Source organism: Mycobacterium sp. ENV421 (assembly GCF_002887815.1).
Taxonomy (GTDB): Bacteria; Actinomycetota; Actinomycetes; order Mycobacteriales; family Mycobacteriaceae; genus Mycobacterium.
This window is the reverse complement of record NZ_PDHO01000050.1, coordinates 1-19,260: the sequence shown is the minus strand read 5'-3', so window position 1 is coordinate 19,260 and position 19,260 is coordinate 1. Positions and strand designations below refer to the sequence as shown.

21 protein-coding genes and 1 pseudogene are annotated in these 19,260 nt (G+C 67.0%); 13 read left to right on the top strand and 9 right to left on the bottom strand.

What is annotated here, in order from left to right:
* Positions 1–10 precede the first annotated feature (10 nt).
* Together CRM90_RS27830 and CRM90_RS27825 are read right to left on the bottom strand one after the other, a co-directional pair.
* The gene (locus CRM90_RS27830; protein ID WP_142391471.1) at positions 11–955 is read right to left on the bottom strand and encodes a hypothetical protein; all 945 of its coding nucleotides are present in this window, start codon (positions 953–955) and stop codon (positions 11–13) included.
* A 129-nt stretch (positions 956–1,084) separates the two neighbouring features.
* Complete coding sequence (locus tag CRM90_RS27825) at positions 1,085–1,639, bottom strand: TetR/AcrR family transcriptional regulator (RefSeq protein WP_102810108.1); 555 nt, start codon at positions 1,637–1,639, stop codon at positions 1,085–1,087.
* 142 nt (positions 1,640–1,781) lie between these two features.
* On the opposite strand from CRM90_RS27825, the gene CRM90_RS27820 reads away from it, so the two are divergent.
* On the top strand, positions 1,782–2,048 hold the full coding sequence (locus tag CRM90_RS27820) for a DUF2277 domain-containing protein (protein WP_102810112.1): 267 nt from the start codon (positions 1,782–1,784) through the stop codon (positions 2,046–2,048).
* A complete protein-coding gene (locus CRM90_RS27815) occupies positions 2,045–2,590 on the top strand; it encodes a DUF1802 family protein (RefSeq protein ID WP_102810107.1) in 546 nt (181 codons plus the stop codon). Before CRM90_RS27820 ends, CRM90_RS27815 begins: the two co-directional genes overlap by 4 nt.
* On the opposite strand, the gene CRM90_RS27810 is transcribed toward CRM90_RS27815, so the two are convergent.
* On the bottom strand, positions 2,501–4,225 hold the full coding sequence (locus CRM90_RS27810; protein ID WP_102810106.1) for a CocE/NonD family hydrolase: 1,725 nt from the start codon (positions 4,223–4,225) through the stop codon (positions 2,501–2,503). The two genes, CRM90_RS27815 and CRM90_RS27810, sit on opposite strands and share 90 nt — an antisense overlap.
* Positions 4,226–4,230: 5 nt before the next feature.
* The gene (locus CRM90_RS27805) at positions 4,231–4,791 is read right to left on the bottom strand and encodes a DUF3558 domain-containing protein (protein ID WP_102810105.1); all 561 of its coding nucleotides are present in this window, start codon (positions 4,789–4,791) and stop codon (positions 4,231–4,233) included.
* A 71-nt stretch (positions 4,792–4,862) separates the two neighbouring features.
* Between CRM90_RS27805 and pptH the strand changes: the two genes are divergently transcribed.
* The 3 genes from pptH to truB are packed head-to-tail and all read left to right on the top strand — an operon-like array spanning position 4,863 to position 7,353.
* Entirely contained in the window at positions 4,863–5,798 is a 936-nt protein-coding gene (gene pptH, locus CRM90_RS27800) for an ACP phosphodiesterase PptH (protein ID WP_102810104.1), read from the top strand.
* A complete protein-coding gene (gene pptT, locus CRM90_RS27795; protein WP_102810103.1) occupies positions 5,795–6,463 on the top strand; it encodes a 4'-phosphopantetheinyl transferase PptT in 669 nt (222 codons plus the stop codon). Before pptH ends, pptT begins: the two co-directional genes overlap by 4 nt.
* Complete coding sequence (truB, locus tag CRM90_RS27790; RefSeq protein WP_286145671.1) at positions 6,460–7,353, top strand: tRNA pseudouridine(55) synthase TruB; 894 nt, start codon at positions 6,460–6,462, stop codon at positions 7,351–7,353. Before pptT ends, truB begins: the two co-directional genes overlap by 4 nt.
* 12 nt (positions 7,354–7,365) lie before the next feature.
* Here truB and mntR read toward each other — a convergent pair whose 3' ends face one another.
* Complete coding sequence (mntR, locus tag CRM90_RS27785) at positions 7,366–8,070, bottom strand: manganese-binding transcriptional regulator MntR (protein ID WP_102810102.1); 705 nt, start codon at positions 8,068–8,070, stop codon at positions 7,366–7,368.
* Positions 8,071–8,150: 80 nt separating this feature from the next.
* Here mntR and CRM90_RS27780 point away from each other — a divergent pair, with 80 nt between their 5' ends.
* Positions 8,151–9,128: a bifunctional riboflavin kinase/FAD synthetase gene (locus CRM90_RS27780; RefSeq protein ID WP_199190086.1), complete on the top strand. Its 978-nt coding sequence runs from the start codon at positions 8,151–8,153 to the stop codon at positions 9,126–9,128.
* 6 nt (positions 9,129–9,134) lie between these two features.
* On the opposite strand, the gene CRM90_RS27775 is transcribed toward CRM90_RS27780, so the two are convergent.
* Positions 9,135–9,620, bottom strand: coding sequence for an SRPBCC family protein (locus tag CRM90_RS27775; RefSeq protein ID WP_102810100.1), 486 nt, complete (start codon positions 9,618–9,620; stop codon positions 9,135–9,137).
* Between the two features lie 3 nt (positions 9,621–9,623).
* Positions 9,624–9,962 carry an ArsR/SmtB family transcription factor gene (locus CRM90_RS27770; RefSeq protein ID WP_102810099.1) on the bottom strand — a complete coding sequence of 113 codons (339 nt, stop codon included), beginning with the start codon at positions 9,960–9,962 and terminating at the stop codon, positions 9,624–9,626.
* A 167-nt stretch (positions 9,963–10,129) separates the two neighbouring features.
* Between CRM90_RS27770 and rpsO the strand changes: the two genes are divergently transcribed.
* The 6 genes from rpsO (at position 10,130) to CRM90_RS27740 (ending at position 17,035) form a co-directional block, all read left to right on the top strand.
* Positions 10,130–10,399: a 30S ribosomal protein S15 gene (gene rpsO, locus CRM90_RS27765; protein ID WP_102810098.1), complete on the top strand. Its 270-nt coding sequence runs from the start codon at positions 10,130–10,132 to the stop codon at positions 10,397–10,399.
* A 265-nt stretch (positions 10,400–10,664) separates the two neighbouring features.
* A complete protein-coding gene (locus CRM90_RS27760) occupies positions 10,665–12,914 on the top strand; it encodes a polyribonucleotide nucleotidyltransferase (protein WP_102810097.1) in 2,250 nt (749 codons plus the stop codon).
* Positions 12,892–14,241 (top strand): M16 family metallopeptidase, encoded by a 1,350-nt coding sequence (locus CRM90_RS27755; RefSeq protein WP_102810110.1) that lies wholly within the window; start codon positions 12,892–12,894, stop codon positions 14,239–14,241. The genes CRM90_RS27760 and CRM90_RS27755 overlap by 23 nt, the downstream gene beginning before the upstream one ends.
* Positions 14,242–14,291: 50 nt before the next feature.
* Positions 14,292–15,269, top strand: a complete 978-nt coding sequence (locus CRM90_RS27750; protein ID WP_233209553.1) for a nitronate monooxygenase — start codon at positions 14,292–14,294, stop codon at positions 15,267–15,269.
* Positions 15,266–16,180 carry a class A beta-lactamase gene (gene bla, locus CRM90_RS27745; protein ID WP_102810095.1) on the top strand — a complete coding sequence of 305 codons (915 nt, stop codon included), beginning with the start codon at positions 15,266–15,268 and terminating at the stop codon, positions 16,178–16,180. The genes CRM90_RS27750 and bla overlap by 4 nt, the downstream gene beginning before the upstream one ends.
* 60 nt (positions 16,181–16,240) lie before the next feature.
* A complete protein-coding gene (locus CRM90_RS27740) occupies positions 16,241–17,035 on the top strand; it encodes a VOC family protein (protein WP_102810094.1) in 795 nt (264 codons plus the stop codon).
* A 76-nt stretch (positions 17,036–17,111) separates the two neighbouring features.
* On the opposite strand, the gene ald is transcribed toward CRM90_RS27740, so the two are convergent.
* Complete coding sequence (gene ald, locus CRM90_RS27735; protein ID WP_102810093.1) at positions 17,112–18,227, bottom strand: alanine dehydrogenase; 1,116 nt, start codon at positions 18,225–18,227, stop codon at positions 17,112–17,114.
* Between the two features lie 95 nt (positions 18,228–18,322).
* Between ald and aldR the strand changes: the two genes are divergently transcribed.
* Positions 18,323–18,835: an HTH-type transcriptional regulator AldR gene (gene aldR, locus CRM90_RS27730; RefSeq protein ID WP_102810092.1), complete on the top strand. Its 513-nt coding sequence runs from the start codon at positions 18,323–18,325 to the stop codon at positions 18,833–18,835.
* Here the strand turns inward: aldR and CRM90_RS27725 are convergent.
* A pseudogene (locus tag CRM90_RS27725) lies at positions 18,836–19,260 on the bottom strand (hypothetical protein); the annotation flags it as partial. It lies immediately after the preceding gene.

Sequence of the window (19,260 nt, the reverse complement as noted above, 5' to 3'; positions counted from 1 at the left end):
CACAGCAAAATCAGTCTGACCGGACCTCAACAGGGTCGATCCACGGATTGAGGCTTAGGGACGCCTGACGAATCTCCGTTGCCGCAACCGAACAATCGTGAACTTCGACGAGACCGCCGAACATCGGTACGCCGCCGAGTGCACTGGGGACGTACCACGCCAACCACATCGGGCCCGCAGCTGCGGCCCTGCTCTCGTGGATGACGGTGGACAGTCTCTGCTCGGCGACAGCCGGATCGGCGGGCACCATGACCTGCAGCGCGCGAACGCCGCCGTCGGCGATCCGCACCCCGAAGACGTCGACGGGGACGGTCTCGAGGAACTGCTCGATCGAATTTCGTCGCTCGGCGCTCAGTGGGAACGACACTCGCATCCGCGGCGTCCGAGGCGAGGGCGACGCCGGTGACACCGTCAGCGTGACGCCGGTGTCGCCCGCGGTTCGGCGCACGGTCTCGAGGAGGTCAGACCGCGGGGTGCGGCTGTCGGTGACTGCCAGTTGGTTGGCAGCGGCGTCGTCGCGGAACCAGTCGATCCGGCCGTCGGTGTGCGCGGCGATCACCCGGAGTCGTTCTGCGTCGTCGGCCATCTGCGCGGGATCGATGTGCGACTGCCGTCTAACCGTCACCGGCTGGTCCGGTGTCACCCAGAACTCGACGTCTTCGATGTAGTTCGAGACCAGGCTGATCCGGGTCTCCGCGATGCGGTTCGCCACGGCGACGAGCTGGGACCGTGTCGCGTCCGGGACGTCGACCGCAACATTGAACGCGATGCCGTCGGCGTAGCTCTCGTCGTGATACACCCACGCGTCGGTCACTCCCGGCATCGACACCAGCGCGGACTGGAGGTTGTTGGCGATCTGGGTGAGGTTGCCAGGGCCGCCACAGCCCGGCACGGCAGCAGCACCGGCGAGCAGGGCGAGTGCTGAAAGGGCCCGGCCCAATCGTCGCAGTCGCAACTGGACCTCCAACCCCTCGTCGCATGGACTCCGCCTCGCGTGACGCGCTCAGCACAGGCCAGGCGCAAATCTACTCCGGCGCAGCATCCTTCGGTCGCAACCGTGCCGGGCCACTGGCTGGGAGTTTGCTCACAACACGTCCACGTCCATTGGCAGCTCGATCCAGGTGAGGTCGCAGGCGGTCAGAACCCATCGGCCGACGATCATGGTGACCAGAGCATCCACCTGGTCCCCGCCGGCATCCGGGCCGACTGCCTGGGCACACATTCGGCGCAAGTCGGCCGAAACGCCGGTGATTCGGGGCGCGACGTCGGCTATCCGGTGCGAGTGCGCAAGCGATGTGCCCAAGAGTGCGCAGGCCATCCGTAATCCACTGGGTGCGGGGGTGTCGAACTGCTCCGACGGTTCGACCCCGGCCGGCGTCATTGCAATGGCGTACGCCCGGTCCAGCGCCGCCCGGTAGAGCGGCGCCTTGCCGGGAAAATGGTGGTGGATCGCCGGTCGAGTGATGCCCACGAGATCGGCGACCTCTTGCACGGTGGCGGCGTCATACCCGCGATAGGCGAAGACGCGGATCGCCGCGGTGATGATCATCTCGCGTCGCTCATCGGTGTTCGAGCCGCGTGGCCGGCCGACTGCCCGTTTGATCACGCGAGGTCGAGGTGACGCCACTCCCGCGGTCATGGTGCACCCTTCTCGTCACACGAATTCGACGGCTTGGCGGCCAGGCTAGGTCGCGAACGTGTGAGCCAGATGGGTGCCGGATATCAATCCGATCAGCACTTCGACCGTGAAGTCCGGTGTGAAGGCAGGCATGCTGGGGGTTATGTGCCGAAACATCACCGAGTTGCGCGGCCTGGAGCCGGCGGCCACGGACGAAGAGATCACCGCGGCGGCCCGCCAATATGTCCGCAAGGTCAGTGGGATCACCCGACCCGCTGATGCTGTCGCCGAGGCGTTCGAGATCGCGGTCGCCGAGGTCGCGGCCACCACGACCCGGCTGCTCGACGAGTTGCCCGCCCGGCGGCAACCACCGAAAACCATTCCGCCGCTGCGCCGCCCCGAGGTGCGGGCGCGACTCGCCTCGAAGTGACGACTGCGCTCAAGGAGTGGGGCGCGGCGGTGCACGCCCTGCTCGACGGCCGGCAGACCGTGCTGCTGCGCAAGGGTGGCATCCACGAGAAGCGGTTCGCTGTGGCGGCCGAGGAGTTCTTGTTTTTCCCGACCGTCGCGCACAGCCATGCCGAACGGGTGCGCCCGGAACATCGGGACCTGCTTGCAGCAGCGGAACCAGACAGCACCGATGACCACGTCGTGATCAGGGCTGCCGCCAAAATCGTTGCTGCCGTGGCGGTTTGCGATGCGGATGGGCTTTCCGACATCGAGGATCTGCACATCTGGACTGCCGAATCGGTGCAGGCAGACCGGCTGGACTTCAGGCCGCGCCACCAGTTGACCGTGCTGGTGGTGCAAGCCTTTCCGCTCGCCCGGCCGATCCGGTTGGCGCGGGAGCCGAAATACCGTGGCTGCACCAGCTGGGTGCAACTACCCGCGACCGCCGCGGTCGGGATCCCGGTGCACGACGCTGCGGTCCTGGCCGGGATCGCCGCCCGCGTTCGCGCCGCCGTCGCCTGAGGGCAGGTCCGCCGACGCGGGCAGCAGCAGTTTGGATACCCCACCGGCCCCGTGGTGCACGGTATGGAGCGCGGGGACCATCCGCTGCCCGGTGAGCACCGGTTCGCCGGTCCCGAGATTACGCGCGTACCGCGGGTGTGAGCCGCCGGCGACGAGCACCCGGATGCGGGTTCCGGCGGCGAAGCGATGCGCGATGGCGTCGAGTTCGACGCGAATCGGCCCTGGGCCCTTCGCATCGAGCCGACGGTAGCCGTCGCTGACGTTTCGGGACCGCCCACGCGCATCGACCTCGCTGATGCGCACGAACACGTCGACGTGGGCGATATCGGCGTGGTGGGCCAGTTCGATCACCGGCTCGCCGAACACGTACAGGTCGGCATCCAATGGGCCGCTGGTGAAGCTCAGCACGTCGGTCCGCTCGGCAAGCTGCGCGTCATCGCGGTAGCCGCTCAGCTGTGACAGCAGCCGGCCGCCGACGGTCGGGGTCGGGTCGGCGGGGTCGTAGCGGAATGTGGAGGGTGCGGCGTCGGCCGGTGGCGCGGTGGCGGCGAGCCGCCCGCCCGGCTGCAGGTACATGACACCCGTAGTGGTGGTCGGCGGCCAGTCCGCCAGGTCGATCCAGCCGTGATGGGCGACGTGCACCCGCACCGGGGTGCGCCGGATTTTGGGTGCGCCGGCCAGATGCGCACCGAGCCAGTCCAGGGTCTCGGTGGCGGCGACGCCGCCCGCTTTCATGATCATGTCGGTGTGGGTCCACGGCCCGACGGTCATCGCGACGTCGACTCTGCGGCCGCGCAGGTGGCGATACTGCTCGAGGGTCTGCTCGAGGAACAGGTCCTGCCAGCCGCTGAGCAACAGCACCGGCACCTCGCAGCGGTCGAGCGCGGCGTTCATCCGCATGGTGTCCCAGAACGGGTCGTCAGCCTCGGGGTGGTGAATCCACGACTCGTACCACGGCGACGCGGCGCCCAGCAGATCGCGGCCGGCGGCCCCCAGCGGCAGGCCCAGCGTCGCGTCTTCGAGCCGGCGCGCCGCACGGGTCTGGAAGGCCAGGCGGCGCAGGTTGGTCTGCTCCTGGTGACCGACCATGTGCGACCAGCCCAGGAAGTCGTTCAACGAGAACGAGCCGGTGCCCCACGACGAGGCGTGGAAGTCGTGCGGGCCGACGGTGATCACCGCGGCGACGAGCTCCGGCGGCGGGTCGGACAGCAGCGCCCACTGGGTGAAGCCCAGATAGGACAGCCCGATGGTGGCGAAAGTACCGGTGAACCACGGTTGGTGGCGCAGCCAGACCACGGTGTCGGCGGCGTCGTCGGCTTCGTGGACCATCGGCACGAACTCGCCGCCGGAGCCGAATGTGCCGCGCACACTCTGCAGCAGGACGTGGTAGCCCCGGGCGGCGTAGAGCTGTGCGTAGACCAGGGAGAACGGGAAGGCCCGGCCGTAGGGGCAGCGGACCAGGATGGTGCCCAGCGGTGCGCCGGCGGGCGCGTAGTGGGTGGCCCGCAGGACGGTGCCGTCGCGCATCGGCACCCCGACGCCGCGATGCACGGCGTAGTCGGTGGTCGGCGGTGTCAGGCGAAGAACGCGGGACAGGGATCGGTCGACGATCTTTCGAACCCGGCTGCTGCGCACGCCTCTCAGAATATGTAGTGCGGCGAAAGCTGCTGGGCGCGCATCAGGTTCTCCTGCATGCAGTCGACATCGGGGTTGGAGTAGACGGGGGAGTAGAACAGCGACTGTTGGATCACGCCGTAGCTGGTCTTGAACACCACCATGCAGGAGAACCACCACCGGTTGTTCCAGTCGGTGGGCTTCATCACCCAGAACTGCGCGGCCCGGTGACCGTTGATGTCGGTCTCGACCGCGTCGGGCGGCAGAGACTGCGCGTAGGTCCGCCAGATGATCGGCTCGACAGCCATCTGATAATTGCCGGCGTCGTACTGGCAGCGCCAGCCCTCCATCGGCGTCGGAGGACTGACTTCCAGACCCAGACCTGCGATGACGTCCAGCGGGATGTCGTTGCAGGGGTCGAACGGCTTGGGGTTGGTGGTGGTGATGACATTGCTCATGGGGGCGTCGGTGGATCGCAACTCCACTCCCGCGTGCCCGGCAGTGGGGGGAGGTGAAGTTCGGACGGTGAGCAGCGCCCCGGCGACGATTGCCAGCAGGCCCACGGAGATGCGCACTGCGGCGACCATGTCTCCCCCTCTGTGGTCAGCCCCGACCGCTGGTGAGTCTAACTGGACGCGCGCAAGTAGGCTGGCATGTTGTGGCACCCACGCTTTGGGCGATCAGTGACCTTCATACGGGTCACACCGGCAACAAACCGGTCACCGAATCGCTGTATCCCTCGACGCCGGACGACTGGCTGATAGTCGCCGGCGACGTCGCCGAGCGCACCGACGACATCCGCTGGTCGCTGGATCTGCTGCGCCGACGGTTCGCCAAGGTGATCTGGGTGCCGGGCAACCACGAGCTGTGGACCACCGGCAAGGACCCGGTCCAGGTGTTCGGTCGTGCCCGCTACGACTATCTGGTCAACATGTGCGACGAGATGGGCATCGTCACACCCGAACATCCGTTCCCCGTGTGGACCGAGCAGGGCGGCCCGGCGACCATCGTGCCGATGTTCCTGCTGTACGACTACACATTCCTGCCCGCGGGCGCGACGACCAAGGCCGAAGGCCTGGCGATCGCCCGTGAACGCAACGTGGTGGCCACCGACGAGTTCCTGCTGTCCAGTGAGCCCTACGCCACCCGCGATGCTTGGTGCCGGGATCGGCTGCGCCACACCAAGGCTCGGCTTGATGAACTCGACTGGATGACGCCCACGGTGCTGGTGAACCACTTTCCGTTGCGTCGTGAGCCCTGCGACGTGCTGTTCTTCCCGGAATTCTCGCTGTGGTGCGGGACGACCGCGACCGCCGACTGGCACACCCGCTACAACGCGGTGTGCTCGGTCTACGGGCACCTGCACATCCCGCGGACCACCTGGTACGACGACGTGCGCTTCGAGGAGGTGTCCGTCGGCTACCCCCGAGAGTGGCGGCGCCGCAAGCCTTATCGATGGCTTCGCCAGATCTTGCCCGACCCGCAGTACGCGCCGGGCTACCTCAACGATTTCGGCGGCCACTTCGTCATCACCGAGGAGATGAAGGAGCAGTCGACGAAGTTGCGCGAGCGACTGCGCAGTCGGCGCGAATGAGCGAGCTCATGCGGGCGGTGCTGCCCGACCTCGCCGATCTGGTCTACGCCGAGGCCTACGACGATCCACCGGACTTGGCTCCGCTGCCCGAGGAGGAGCCGCTGATCGCGAAGTCGGTGGCCAAGCGGCGCAACGAATTCATCACCGTCCGCCACTGCGCGCGGGTGGCGTTGGGACAGCTCGGTATCCCGCCGGCGCCGATTCTCAAAGGCGATAAGGGTGAGCCGTGCTGGCCCGATGGCGTGGTGGGCAGCCTGACTCATACTCAGGGTTATCGCGGCGCGGTGGTCGGGCGCACGACGGCGGTACGTTCGGTCGGCATCGACGCCGAGCCGCACGGCGTGCTGCCGGACGGGGTGCTGAACGCGGTCAGCCTGCCCGCCGAGCGGTATGAGATCGGCGCACTCCCGGGTGGTCTGCACTGGGATCGAATCTTGTTCTGCGCCAAGGAAGCAACGTACAAGGTGTGGTTTCCGCTGACCGAGCGCTGGCTGGGGTTCGAGGATGCCCACATCACGTTCGGTGTCGATCCTTCCGGCGTCACCGGAACGTTCGTGTCCCGAATACTGATCGACCCGGCCGCGCGCTCCGGCCCGCCGCTGAACGAACTGGCCGGCCGGTGGTCGGTGGGCGGTGGCCTGGTACTGACGGCGATCGTGTTGTGACCTCCAGCGGACCGGAGCCCGGCATCGTCGTCGTCGACAAGCCCGGCGGTATGACCAGCCACGATGTCGTAGGCCGGTGCCGGCGGATCTTCGGAACCCGCAAGGTCGGCCACGCCGGCACCCTGGACCCGATGGCCACCGGCGTGCTGGTCATCGGGATCGAACGCGCCACCAAGATTCTCGGCCTGCTGACGGCTACCTCGAAGTCGTACACCGCGACGGTCCGGCTGGGCCGGTCGACCACCACCGATGACGCCGAAGGTGAAGTGCTGCAGGATGTTTCCGCGGCCGATGTCACCGACGACCAGATCCACGCCGGCATCGCGGAGCTGCGCGGCGAGATCTCGCAGCGGCCGTCAGCGGTCAGTGCGGTGAAGATCGGCGGCAAGCGCGCCTATCAGCTGGTGCGCGAAGGCCAGCAGGTGGAGCTCGCCGAGCGCGCGGTGCGAATCGACCGGTTCGACGTGTGTGAGGTGCGGCGGGACGGGCCGTTCGTCGACCTCGACGTCGAGGTGGACTGCTCGTCGGGTACCTACATCCGGGCACTGGCCCGCGACCTGGGTGATGCGCTCGGTGTCGGGGGACATCTGACAGCCTTGCGCCGCACCCGCGTTGGCGGCTACGGGCTCGATCACGCCAGGACGTTGGACGAACTCGCCGAACATCCGCAGCTGAGCTACTCCCTCGACGACGCCTGCCTCTTGGCGTTCCCGCGCCGCGACGTCACCGCTGCCGAAGCCGACGACGCCAGCCAGGGCCGACCGTTGGCCGCGGCGGGAATCGACGGGGTCTATGCCGCGACGGATCCCGAGGGCCGGGTGATCGCCCTGCTGGAGGACAAGGGCGGTCGCACCCGATCAGTCGTGGTTATCCGGCCTGCCACGCTCTAGCCGGCTGGGGTCCTAGCCGACGACCCAAATCGCCTGAGCCGCAGGGCTGCCCAGCTCGACAGTGTTCGCTGCCCCGTCGGCTGATTCCACCGACACCGAGATCATGCCGGCGAAATCGCGCCGGGCGAGCACCTTAAGCCGTGAGTCCAGACTGATGCCGACGGTGTCGAAGTAGCGCAGCATCTCCGGGTCTGCGTCGGAAATCCGTGCCACCGTGCCGAGTTCGCCGTCGACGCATGCCGACAGCTGTCGCGCCGGCGGAGTGGGGACCCGGCCGTCGGCGGTCGGGATGGGGTCGCCGTGCGGGTCGCGGGTCGGGTGACCGAGCTTGGCGTCGATCCGGTCGAGCATCATGTCGCTGATCGCGTGCTCGAGAATCTCCGCCTCGTCGTGCACCTCGTCCCAGCTGTAGCCGAGCTCGCGCATCAGGAACGTCTCCAACAGCCGGTGCCGCCGCACCACCGCCAGCGCCGCGAGCCGTCCGCGTTCGGTCAGCGTGACCGCGCCGTACTTCTCGTGGTCCACCAGCCCCTGGTCGGCGAGCCGGCGGATCGATTCCGACGCGGTGCTGGCGGAGACCCCGATGCGTTCAGCGAGCAGCTTGGTGCTGACCTTGTCCAGCGACCATTCCTGCGCCGACCAGATCGTCTTGAGGTAGTCCTGGGCGACCGTCGTCAGGTCGTGTACCCCGGGGTTGGGGTTGTCGTCAGGACTCACATCCAAAAGTTTAGGCAATCATCACCTGATCTGGGGATCTGGCGTGTCCGGGCGGCTCGGCGCGCCGTAGGCTTGCCGTCGTGGAACGGTGGCGCGGACAGGACGAGATCCCCTCGGACTGGGGCCGATGCGTGGTGACCATCGGCGTCTTCGACGGAGTACACCGCGGGCACGCGGAGCTGATCGGGCGTGCGGTCAAGGCCGGCCGGTCCCGCGGGGTCCCGACGGTGCTGATGACCTTCGACCCACACCCGATGGAAGTGGTCTTTCCGGGAAGCCATCCGGCACAGCTGACCACGTTGACCCGGCGCGCCGAACTGGCCGAGGAATTGGGCATCGACGTCTTCCTGGTGGTGCCGTTCACCACGGATTTCATGAAGCTCACCCCGGAGCGCTACATCCATGAACTGCTGGTGGAGCGGCTGCATGTGGTCGAGGTGATCGTCGGCGAGAACTTCACCTTCGGCAAGAAGGCGGCCGGCAACGTCGGCACCCTGCGCAAGGCCGGTGAACGCTTCGGCTTCGCCGTCGAGAGCCTGTCGCTGGTCGCCGAACACCACCAGAGCGAAACCGTCACGTTCTCCTCGACGTACATCCGGTCCTGCGTCGACGCCGGTGACGTGGTGACGGCCGCCGAGGCGCTGGGCCGCCCGCATCGTGTCGAAGGTGTGGTGGTGCGCGGCGACGGCCGGGGCCGGGTGCTGGGCTTCCCGACCGCCAACGTCGCACCGCCGATGTACTCCGCGATTCCGGCCGACGGGGTGTACGCGGCGTGGTTCACGGTGCTGGGCCACGGCCCGGTGACCGGTTCGGTGATTCCGGGGGAGCGGTATCAGGCCGCGGTCTCGGTGGGCACCAACCCGACGTTCTCCGGGCGCACCCGCACCGTGGAGGCGTTCGTCCTGGACACGGCCGCCGACCTCTACGGTCAGCATGTCGCGGTCGACTTCGTCGCGCGGCTGCGTGGCCAGCTCAAGTTCGATTCGGTGGACGACCTGATCAAGGCGATGGGCAAGGACACCGAGAAAGCTCGCGCGATTCTTTCCGCCCAGGACTGACTGCCGTCAGACCGCCAGCAGCTCGTCGATCTGGTTGATCGCCGACGTGGCGCCTTCGACCACGCCCATGTCGAGCACCTGCTGCAGGCCTTCGGCGGAGGCGAACGTGCTGACATACACCGCGCGCGTGCCGCCGTTGTGTTCGGTGAAGGTATAGGTGTTCTCCGAGACCGGCATGTCGGGGTTCGGCTTCAGATCGGCGTCGGCGAACCCGTCCCGGAACGCGAAGCTTGTCGGCTCGTCGACGCTGGTGATGTCCCAGTACCCGGCGTATTTCTCCCCGTCCGGCCCGGTCATGAAATAGGTGACCCGGCTGCCTGGGGTGAGGCTGTGGTCGACGAACGTCGCCGGATGAGAGGGCGGCCCCCACACCTTCTCCAGCTGACGCGGGTCGGCGTAGATCTGCCAGACCCGCTGCACCGGTGCCGCGAACTCAGCGGTGATGGTCAGCGTCAGGTTCTCCATATCGTGCTTCACGTCGGTGACAGGCATCAGCTAGTCCTCCTTGTTCTCGGATGCGATGAGGTCGTCGATGCGGCCGATGCGACCGCGCCAGACCTCCTCCAGTTCGGTGAGCATCGCCGCCACCGACCGCACGGCGGTCACATCACCGCTGGCCAACTGCTCGCGGCCGTGGCGCCGCTTGGTGAGCAGGCCGGCCTTCTCCAGGACGGCGACGTGTTTTTGCACCGCGGCGAAGCTCATGTCGTACTTCAACGCGAGCGCGGACACCGAATGCTCACCGGCCAGTGCCCGGCGCATGATGTCGCGGCGGGTTCGGTCGGCGAGAGCGTGGAACAGGGCGTCCGCACGGTCCTCGGCAGCTACGGTCACCCCTGCAACATACAACCATTTGGTTGTATTTTGTCAAGGGGTCGGCCCGCTGTGATTTCGGTTCGCGACGTGGGCGCTGCTAGAGTCGGCGATCAGCGTGCGCTGCAGTCCGCGGCGGCCCACGGCATTAGATTCCCCTCGCGGCACCGATTGATGGAGATGTTTTCGTGGCGCTTACCGCCGAGCAGAAGAAGGAAATCCTGGGCCAGTACGGTCTGCATGAGACCGACACCGGTTCGCCGGAAGCCCAGGTGGCGCTGCTGACCAAGCGTATTTCCGATCTCACCGAGCACCTCAAGCAGCACAAGCATGACCACCACTCGCGGCGCGGTCTGCTCTTGCTGGTCGGCCGCCGTCGCCGGCTGCTCAAGTACGTCGCCGACCTGGACGTCGCGCGCTACCGCTCACTGATCGAGCGGCTCGGTCTGCGCCGCTGAGGCGCACGACCCGCCGTGTAACATAGGGGCGTTGCGAGCCGGATTCCGGCTCGAACAACGGGTGCGGTGCATGCATACCCGCGTGTCCCGTTCCTGCGTGTCACAGCGAAGCTTCCCTGATCGGGCGGTCTTCGGTAGTGGCTGCCGGGCCCCAATGATTTGGGGAGCGCCCGGCCGCTTCGATCGACGGCCGTAGCCGACTGGATGCACCTGTGGTGACGCGAAACAGCTGAACAGTGAATTCAGAAAGGCTGAACGGGCATCCATGTCTGTAGCTGAAATCGACGAAGGCGTATTCGAAGCGACCGCCGTCATCGACAACGGGAGCTTCGGCACCCGCACCGTACGTTTCGAGACCGGCCGGCTGGCGCAGCAGGCCGCAGGATCCGTCGTCGCCTACCTCGACGACGAGACCATGCTGCTGAGCGCGACCACCGCCAGCAAGACCCCCAAAGATCATTTCGACTTCTTCCCGCTGACGATCGACGTCGAGGAGCGGATGTACGCCGCCGGGCGCATCCCCGGCTCGTTCTTCCGCCGCGAAGGCCGTCCGTCCACCGACGCGATCCTGACCTGTCGGCTCATCGACCGCCCGCTGCGCCCGACGTTCGTCTCGGGTCTGCGCAACGAGATCCAGGTCGTGGTCACGATCCTGAGCCTCGATCCCAAGGATCTGTACGACGTGCTGGCGATCAACGCAGCGTCGGCGTCCACCCAGATTTCCGGTCTGCCGTTCTCCGGTCCGGTCGGCGGCGTGCGTGTCGCCCTCATCAATGGCCAGTGGGTGGCGTTCCCGACCGTCGAGCAGCTCGAGGGAGCGGTGTTCGACATGGTCGTCGCGGGCCGCAAGGCGGGCGATGACGTCGCGATCATGATGGTCGAGGCCGAGGCCACCGACAATGTCATCGATCTCATCGCCGGTGGTGCGGGCGCACCGACCGAGGCTGTGGTGGCCGAAGGCCTCGAGGCCGCCAAGCCGTTCATCGCCGCGTTGTGCGATGCGCAGCAGGCACTGGCCGACAAGGCTGCCAAGCCGGTCGCCGATTACCCGCTGTTCCCGGACTACCAGGACGACGTGTACGCGGCCGTCTCGCACGTGGCCGGTGGCCCGTTGGCGGAGGCGCTCACCATCGCCGGCAAGCAGGAGCGCGACGAGCGCACCGACGAGATCAAGAACGAGGTCCTCGGAGAGCTCGGCGAGACCTTCGCCGGGCGCGAGAAGGAAATCGGCGCGGCCTACCGATCGCTGACCAAAAAGCTTGTGCGCCAGCGCATCCTGACCGACCACTTCCGCATCGACGGCCGTGGTGTCACCGACATCCGCGCTCTGTCCGCCGAGGTTGCGATCATCCCCCGGGCGCACGGCAGCGCGCTGTTCGAGCGCGGCGAGACCCAGATCATGGGTGTCACCACTCTCGACATGGTCAAGATGGCTCAGCAGATCGACTCGCTCGGGCCGGAAACCTCCAAGCGCTATATGCACCACTACAACTTCCCGCCGTACTCGACCGGTGAGACCGGCCGCGTCGGCTCCCCGAAGCGTCGGGAAATCGGCCACGGCGCGCTCGCCGAGCGCGCGCTGATGCCGGTGCTGCCGAGTGTCGAAGAGTTCCCGTACGCGATTCGCCAGGTGTCGGAAGCGTTGGGCTCCAACGGTTCCACGTCGATGGGCTCGGTGTGCGCCTCGACGCTGTCGCTGCTGAACGCCGGCGTGCCGCTGAAGGCCCCGGTTGCCGGTATCGCCATGGGCCTGGTGTCCGACGACGTCGATGGCGAACGCCGCTTCGTCACGCTGACCGACATCCTCGGTGCCGAGGATGCCTTCGGCGACATGGACTTCAAGTGCGCAGGCACCAAGGAGTTCGTCACCGCTCTGCAGTTGGACACCAAGCTGGATGGCATTCCCTCGCAGGTGCTGGCCGGTGCTCTCGCTCAGGCCAAGGACGCTCGCCTGACGATCCTCGAGGTGATGGCCGAGGCCATCGACGAGCCCGACGAGATGAGCCCGTACGCGCCTCGCGTCACCGCCATCAAGGTGCCGGTGGACAAGATCGGCGAGGTCATCGGACCCAAGGGCAAGATGATCAACTCGATCACCGAGCAGACCGGTGCGTCGATCTCCATCGAGGACGACGGCACCGTGTTCGTCGGCGCCACCGACGGTCCGTCGGCGCAGGCGGCGATCGACATGATCAACGCGATCGCCAACCCGCAGCTGCCCAAGGTCGGCGAGCGGTTCCTCGGAACCGTGGTGAAAACCACCGACTTCGGTGCATTCGTGTCGCTGCTTCCCGGTCGCGATGGCCTGGTGCACATCTCGAAGCTGGGCAGGGGCAAGCGGATCGCCAAGGTCGAGGATGTCGTCAAGCTCGGTGACAAGCTCCGCGTGGAGATCGCCGACATCGACAACCGCGGCAAGATCTCGCTGATCCTGGTGTCCGAAGACGGAGCAGACGCTCCTGAGGATGCTGCACCGGCACCAGTTGATGCCGATGCCGCGACCGCCAGCAGCTAGCGGCCCCGCACTTCGCCGCGGCCGGCGCCTCTCTAGCGAGGCGCCGGTTGCGGTACGGCGCACCGTACTTCCCGGCGGCCTGCGGGTCGTCACCGAGTACGTGCCGTCAGTGCGGTCCGCTTCGGTCGGTGTCTGGGTGAACGTCGGTTCCCGCGACGAAGGCCCGACCGTGGCCGGCGCCGCGCATTTCCTGGAGCATCTGCTGTTCAAGGCGACGCCGAGTCGCACTGCCGTCGAGATCGCGCAGTCCGTCGACGCCGTCGGCGGTGAGCTCAACGCATTCACCGCCAAGGAACACACCTGCTACTACGCCCACGTTCTGGACGACGATCTGGAGTTGGCGGTCGATCTGGTCGCCGACGTGGTGCTCAACGGTGTGTGCGCACCCCACGACGTCGAACTGGAACGTGACGTCGTGCTGGAAGAGATCGCGATGCGCGACGACGATCCCGAAGACGCCCTGGGCGATGTGTTCCTCTCGGCGATGTTCGGGGACCATCCCGTCGGGCGTCCGGTGATCGGCAGTGTCGATTCGGTGTCGGGGATGACCCGATCGCAGCTGCATTCATTCCATGTGCGCCGCTACACCCCGGAGCGAATGGTCGTGGCGGTTGCAGGCAACATCGATCATGACGAGGTAGTCCGGTTGGTGCGCAAGCACTTCGGCGCGCATCTGGTCAAAGGCCGCACCCCGCGGGCTCCGCGCAAGGGCACCGGCCGGGCCACCGGCGCACCCCGGCTGGAGCTGATCAGTCGGGACGCCGAGCAGACCCATCTGTCGCTGGGTGTTCGGGTACCGGGACGGCACTGGCCGCAGCGCTGGGCGCTGTCGGTGCTCAACACCGCCCTTGGCGGTGGATTGAGTTCGCGGCTCTTCCAACAGATTCGGGAAAACCGCGGGCTGGCGTACTCGGTGTACTCCTCGGTTGACAGCTTCTCGGATGCGGGGGCATTGTCGGTGTATGCGGCGTGCCTTCCCGAGCGCTTCGACGAGGTGGTGCGGTTGACCACCGAGGTCCTCGAGGGCGTCGCGCGTGACGGCATCACCGAGAGCGAGTGCCGCATCGCCAAGGGCTCGATCCGCGGCGGCCTGGTGCTGGGCCTGGAGGACTCGGCATCGCGGATGCACCGTCTCGGTCGCAGCGAGCTGAACTACGGTGAGTACCGCAGCGTCACGAGCACTCTGGAGCGCATCGACGAAGTCACCCTGGATCAGGTCAACGCGGTGGCCCGCCAGGTGCTCACCAAGCCTTTCGGTGCGGCCGTCTTGGGGCCGCACAAGTCCAAACGATCTCTGCCGCAGCCACTTCGGACGATCAGGAGCTAGCCGTGCCCTTCTGCCTGCAGGATTTGGCGATACCGATTCTCGGTGCACCAATGGCAGGCGGTCCGAGCACGCCCGCCCTGGCGGCCGCGGTGTCCGACGCAGGTGGCCTGGGTTTCGTGGCGGCCGGCTATCTGACAGCGGACAAGTTCGCCGAGGTGATCGCCGGTGCCCGGGCGTTGACGTCGGCCCCGATCGGGGTGAATCTCTTTGTGCCGCAGCCGTCTGCGGCGAACGCCGATGAGCTGGAGCGCTACCGCGACCTGCTTGCCCCGCTTGCCGATCACTACGGTGCCGAGATCGCGCGGCCCCATCCCGACGACGACGCCTGGCAGTCCAAGCTCGACGTGGTCGCCGATACCGCACCCGAGGTGGCCTCGTTCACCTTCGGTTGCCCGACACCGGAAATCATTGCCCGTCTGCGTGATCGGGGCGTGTTGGTCGCGGTGACGGTCACCAGCGCGGACGAGGCGGGCGCGGCGGTCGCTGCGGGCGCCGACGCTCTGGTGGTGCAGGGCCCGGAAGCCGGCGGGCATCGGGGGACGTTCGATCCCGTCGTCCGGCCGGGCGATGACCCGCTGGATTCGCTGCTGTCGGCGATCGTCGCAGCTTACGACCTGCCGGTGATCGCGGCGGGCGGTCTGTGCAGCGCGGCGGATGTCCGACGGGTGCTGCACGGCGGAGCAGTCGCGGCGCAGGCGGGCACGGCGTTCTTGCTGGCCGAGGAGGCCGGCACCAACGCCGCCCACCGCGCGGCGCTGACCGACGGGACGTTCACCGAAACCGTCGTGACACGGGCTTTTTCGGGCCGGTATGCGCGCGGTCTGGCGAATGACTTCACCGCCCGCTATGACGATGTGGCACCGTTGGGCTATCCGGATGTCAATCAGATGACGGGTCCGCTGCGCCGCGCCGCCGTCGCCGCGGGTGATCCGCATGGCACCAATCTGTGGGCGGGCACCGGGTGGCGGGAGATCAGCGGGGGTAGCGCAGCCGACATCGTGGCGGCATTGGCGGAGGGCACCCGATGAGCCTGTCCCGCCGCCGCCTTCTGGTCACTGGCGGCGCGCTGACCGTTCTCGCGGCGTGCGGCGTCAAACCCTCACCGACCCGTCCGACACTCAGCGACCCGGCCGAGCCGTTGCCGCCCGTCGAACAGCGCATCGCCGCTCTGGAGAAGCGGCACAACGCATTCGTCGGCCTCTATGCCCAGAACCTGGACTCCACGGTGGAACTCGCGAACCGCGACGGCGACCCGTTCGCGATGTGCTCGACGTTCAAGGTTTACCTCTCGACTCGGGTGCTACAGAAGGCGCAGGCGGGGGAGTTGCGCCTGACGGACACGGTGGTGGTTGACCCCGCGGAGCTCAAGCCCAATTCCCCGCGCACCGAGCCCAATGCCGGTCAACCCATGGCTATTTCGGATCTGTGCGCGGCGGCGCTGCAAGTCAGCGACAACACCGCGGCGAACATGTTGCTGCGTATCATCGGCGGGCCGCCGGCGATCACCGCGTTCGCCCGCTCGATCGGGGATGATCGCAGCCGGCTGGACCGCTGGGAGACCGAGCTGAATTCGGCTGTGCCTGGCGATCCGCGCGACACCAGCACGCCGCGGGCGCTCGGCAGCGGATTCGCGCGGGTGCTGACCGGCGACGTCCTCGACGGGTCGCGCCGCACTCAACTCGAGGACTGGATGCGCGCCAACACCACCTCGAGCATGCGCGGTGGGCTGCCGGCTGGCTGGACGACCGCCGACAAGACCGGATCCGGTGACTACGCCAGCACCAATGACGTCGGGATCGCATTCGGGCCCAACGGCGAACGCGTTCTGCTGGCGATCATGACCCGTACCCGATCCGACGATGCCCAGGCCGAGCCGCTGCGCCAGCTCATCGCCGAGGTGGCGACTCTGGCGTTGCCGGAGGTGACGCGCCCGCGATGAGTTTCCGCCCCGCTGGGTGTCAGTACTGAAGACCGACGACATCAGCCGAAAGGATCCATCGTGAGTGAGTACGCCGCCCCGGTCGGGGCGCCCATCTGGTTCGACCTGATGAGCAGTGATCCCGCGCGAGCCGCGGAGTTCTATCGGGAGATCTTCGGCTGGGAGCTCGAGGGACCGGCGCACCCGGAATTCGGCGGTTATCAGAACTTCACCCGTAACGGTAAGCGGGTGGCTGGGCTGATCCCGCCGATGGGCGAGGGCCCGGCGAACATTTGGTCGGTGTACCTGCACACCGCGGACGGCAGCGCCACCGTCGCGGCGGCTGAGGCCGCGGGCGCGACGGTGATGGTGCCCCCGATGGCGGTCGGAGATCTGGGTTCGATGATGGTGGTGACCGACCCCGCCGGTGCGGTGATCGGGTTCTGGCAGCCCGGGACGCATCCCGGGTTCACCGAGTGGGGTGAGCACGGGACGCCGTACTGGTTCGAATGTCAAAGCAAGGACTACGACGCGTCACTGGCGTTCTACCGCCAGGCGCTCGGGGCGCGGATCGAGGAGATCGGCACCGGCGGTGACCCGGACGCCGTCGGGCCGGACCGCTACGGTCAGGTTTTCGCCGGAGAGAGCGCGTATTCGGGAATCATGGACGCCGCCAAGCTCTTTCCCGCCGATGTGCCGTCGTTCTGGCAGGTGTACATCACCGTCGACGACGTGGCCGCCACGGTGAAGCAGGCCGAGGGACTCGGGGCTGCGCTGCTGATGCCCATCGAAGAGACGCCCTACGGAACTCTGGCGGCGATCAAAGACCCCTTGGGTGCGCTGATCTGCCTCGGCCATCCGCCTGCCGGGATGTAAGACCAACGAACCGGGACGCTGCGGTGAGCAGTCCCGGTTCGCTGTGCAGTAGTGAGCTGTTGGCTCACTGAGGTTTTCAGCCCATCAGGCCGGCCGGATCGGTGTACGGCAGATCGAGGTCGTTGGCGACCTCGTGATTGAGCAGCTGGCCGCTATGGGTCGACAAGCCCTTGGCCAGCGCGGGATCGGACGCGCAGGCGGCCTGCCAGCCCTTGTCGGCGAGCTTGATGACGTACGGCATGGTCGCGTTGGTCAGTGCGTAGGTCGAGGTCCGCGGGACCGCGCCGGGCATGTTGGCCACGCAGTAGAACACCGCGTCGTGCACCCGGAAGGTCGGGTCGTCGTGCGTGGTCGGCTTGGAATCCTCGAAGCAGCCACCTTGGTCGATGGCGATGTCCACCAGCACCGCGCCCGGCTTCATCTGTGCCACAGTCGCATTCGTGACGAGCTTCGGAGCCTTGGCGCCCGGCACCAGCACGGCGCCGATGACCAGATCAGCCTGCTTGACGGCATCCTCGAGGTCGAGCCGCGAAGAGTAGCGGGTTTCGATCGCACCGCCGTACTCGGCGTCGATCTTGCGCAGGATGTTGATGTTGAGGTCGAACACGGTGACGTGCGCGCCCATGCCCCAGGCGACGGCGGCGGCATTGTCGCCGGCCATTCCGCCGCCGATCACCACGACCTTGGCCGGGGCAACACCGGGCACGCCGCCCATCAGAACACCGCGACCGCCCTGGGTGCGCATCAAGTGGTAGGCGCCGACCTGTGCGGCCAGCCGGCCGGCGACCTCGCTCATCGGGGCCAGCAGCGGGAGCGCTCCGTCGGCAGTCTGCACCGTCTCGTAGGCGATCGACGTGGTGCCGGATGCCAGCAGAGCGTCGGTGCACGGACGCGAGGCGGCCAGGTGCAGGTAGGTGAACAGGGTCTGGTCTTTGCGCATCCGCGAATACTCGGCCTCGATGGGCTCCTTGACCTTCAGCAGCAGGTCGGCCTCGGCCCAGACCTGGTCGGCGCCGGCGATGATCTGCGCACCGGCGGCCTTGAAGTCGTCGTCGTGGATGGCGGAACCTTCACCGGCGCCGGCCTGGACGATGACCTCGTGGCCGCGGCGGACCAGTTCGGACACGCCGGCCGGGGTGATGGCGACGCGGTACTCGTTGTTCTTGATCTCGGTCGGGATGCCGACGCGCATGATCGCTCCTCGATTGGATTTTGGCTTAGGAAGAAGTGTGAAGAAAATTCGAATGGATTGCAATCGGATTGGTGAAAATTCGATAGATTGGGTCTATGAATGAAGAATCGGCGATATCGGATGCTCGTCCGCCGGTTGCGCCGAAGGATGTTCGGACCGAATTGGACGATGTCGACCGGCGGATTCTGGCCACCCTGCATGCGGACGCCCGGATCTCCAACAGCGCGCTGGCGGACGCTGTCGGTATCGCGCCGTCGACCTGTCACGGGCGCGTGCGCAGGCTGCAGGACATCGGGGTGATCCGCGGTTTCTACACCGACATCGATCCGGCCGCGATCGGGCTGTCGTTGCAGGCGATGATCTCGGTGAGCCTGCAGTCCAACGCCCGCGGAAAGATCCTCAGCTTCATCGAGCACATCCGGCGCAAGCCGCAGGTGATGGACGTGTACTTCCTGGCCGGCGCCGACGACTTCATCATCCATGTGGCCGCCCGCGACACCGACGACCTGCGCTCGTTCGTCGTCGAGAACCTCAATTCCGATTCCGACGTGGCGGGAACCCAGACGTCGTTGATCTTCGAGCACCTGCGCGGTGCCGCTCCGCTCTAGTCAGAGCGACAGGTCGCGTGCGAGGTGTATCTGATTCTTGATTTCCCGATAGGCCTCGACCCGTGCCATTACCGCGTCCACTGCTGAATTGTGCGGTGCGACGTCTGGCGCTGCCTCAATGCCGTACAGCTTGGCGCTCAATTTCGCGTGGAGTTCGGCGCGCTGCTCGGCCATCTGTGCATCCCGGCGTTCGTTCTTTAGGGATTGGTCGATGAGTTGCGCTTCCGTGGCGCACTTGCCAATCAGCTCAACGCGTTCGATTGCTGCGCGTTCGAGATTCTCAATCGTGGTAGATGCCTCGGCCAGAATCCGCTTGTCATCTGCACTGGGTTTTTCCAACGCGGCCAATTCACGTGCCACTGTGCGCAACCCCTCTTTGCCAGGCTGGTTGTGAGTCAGTTCGCGACCAGTTCTAGGAGGGTGTG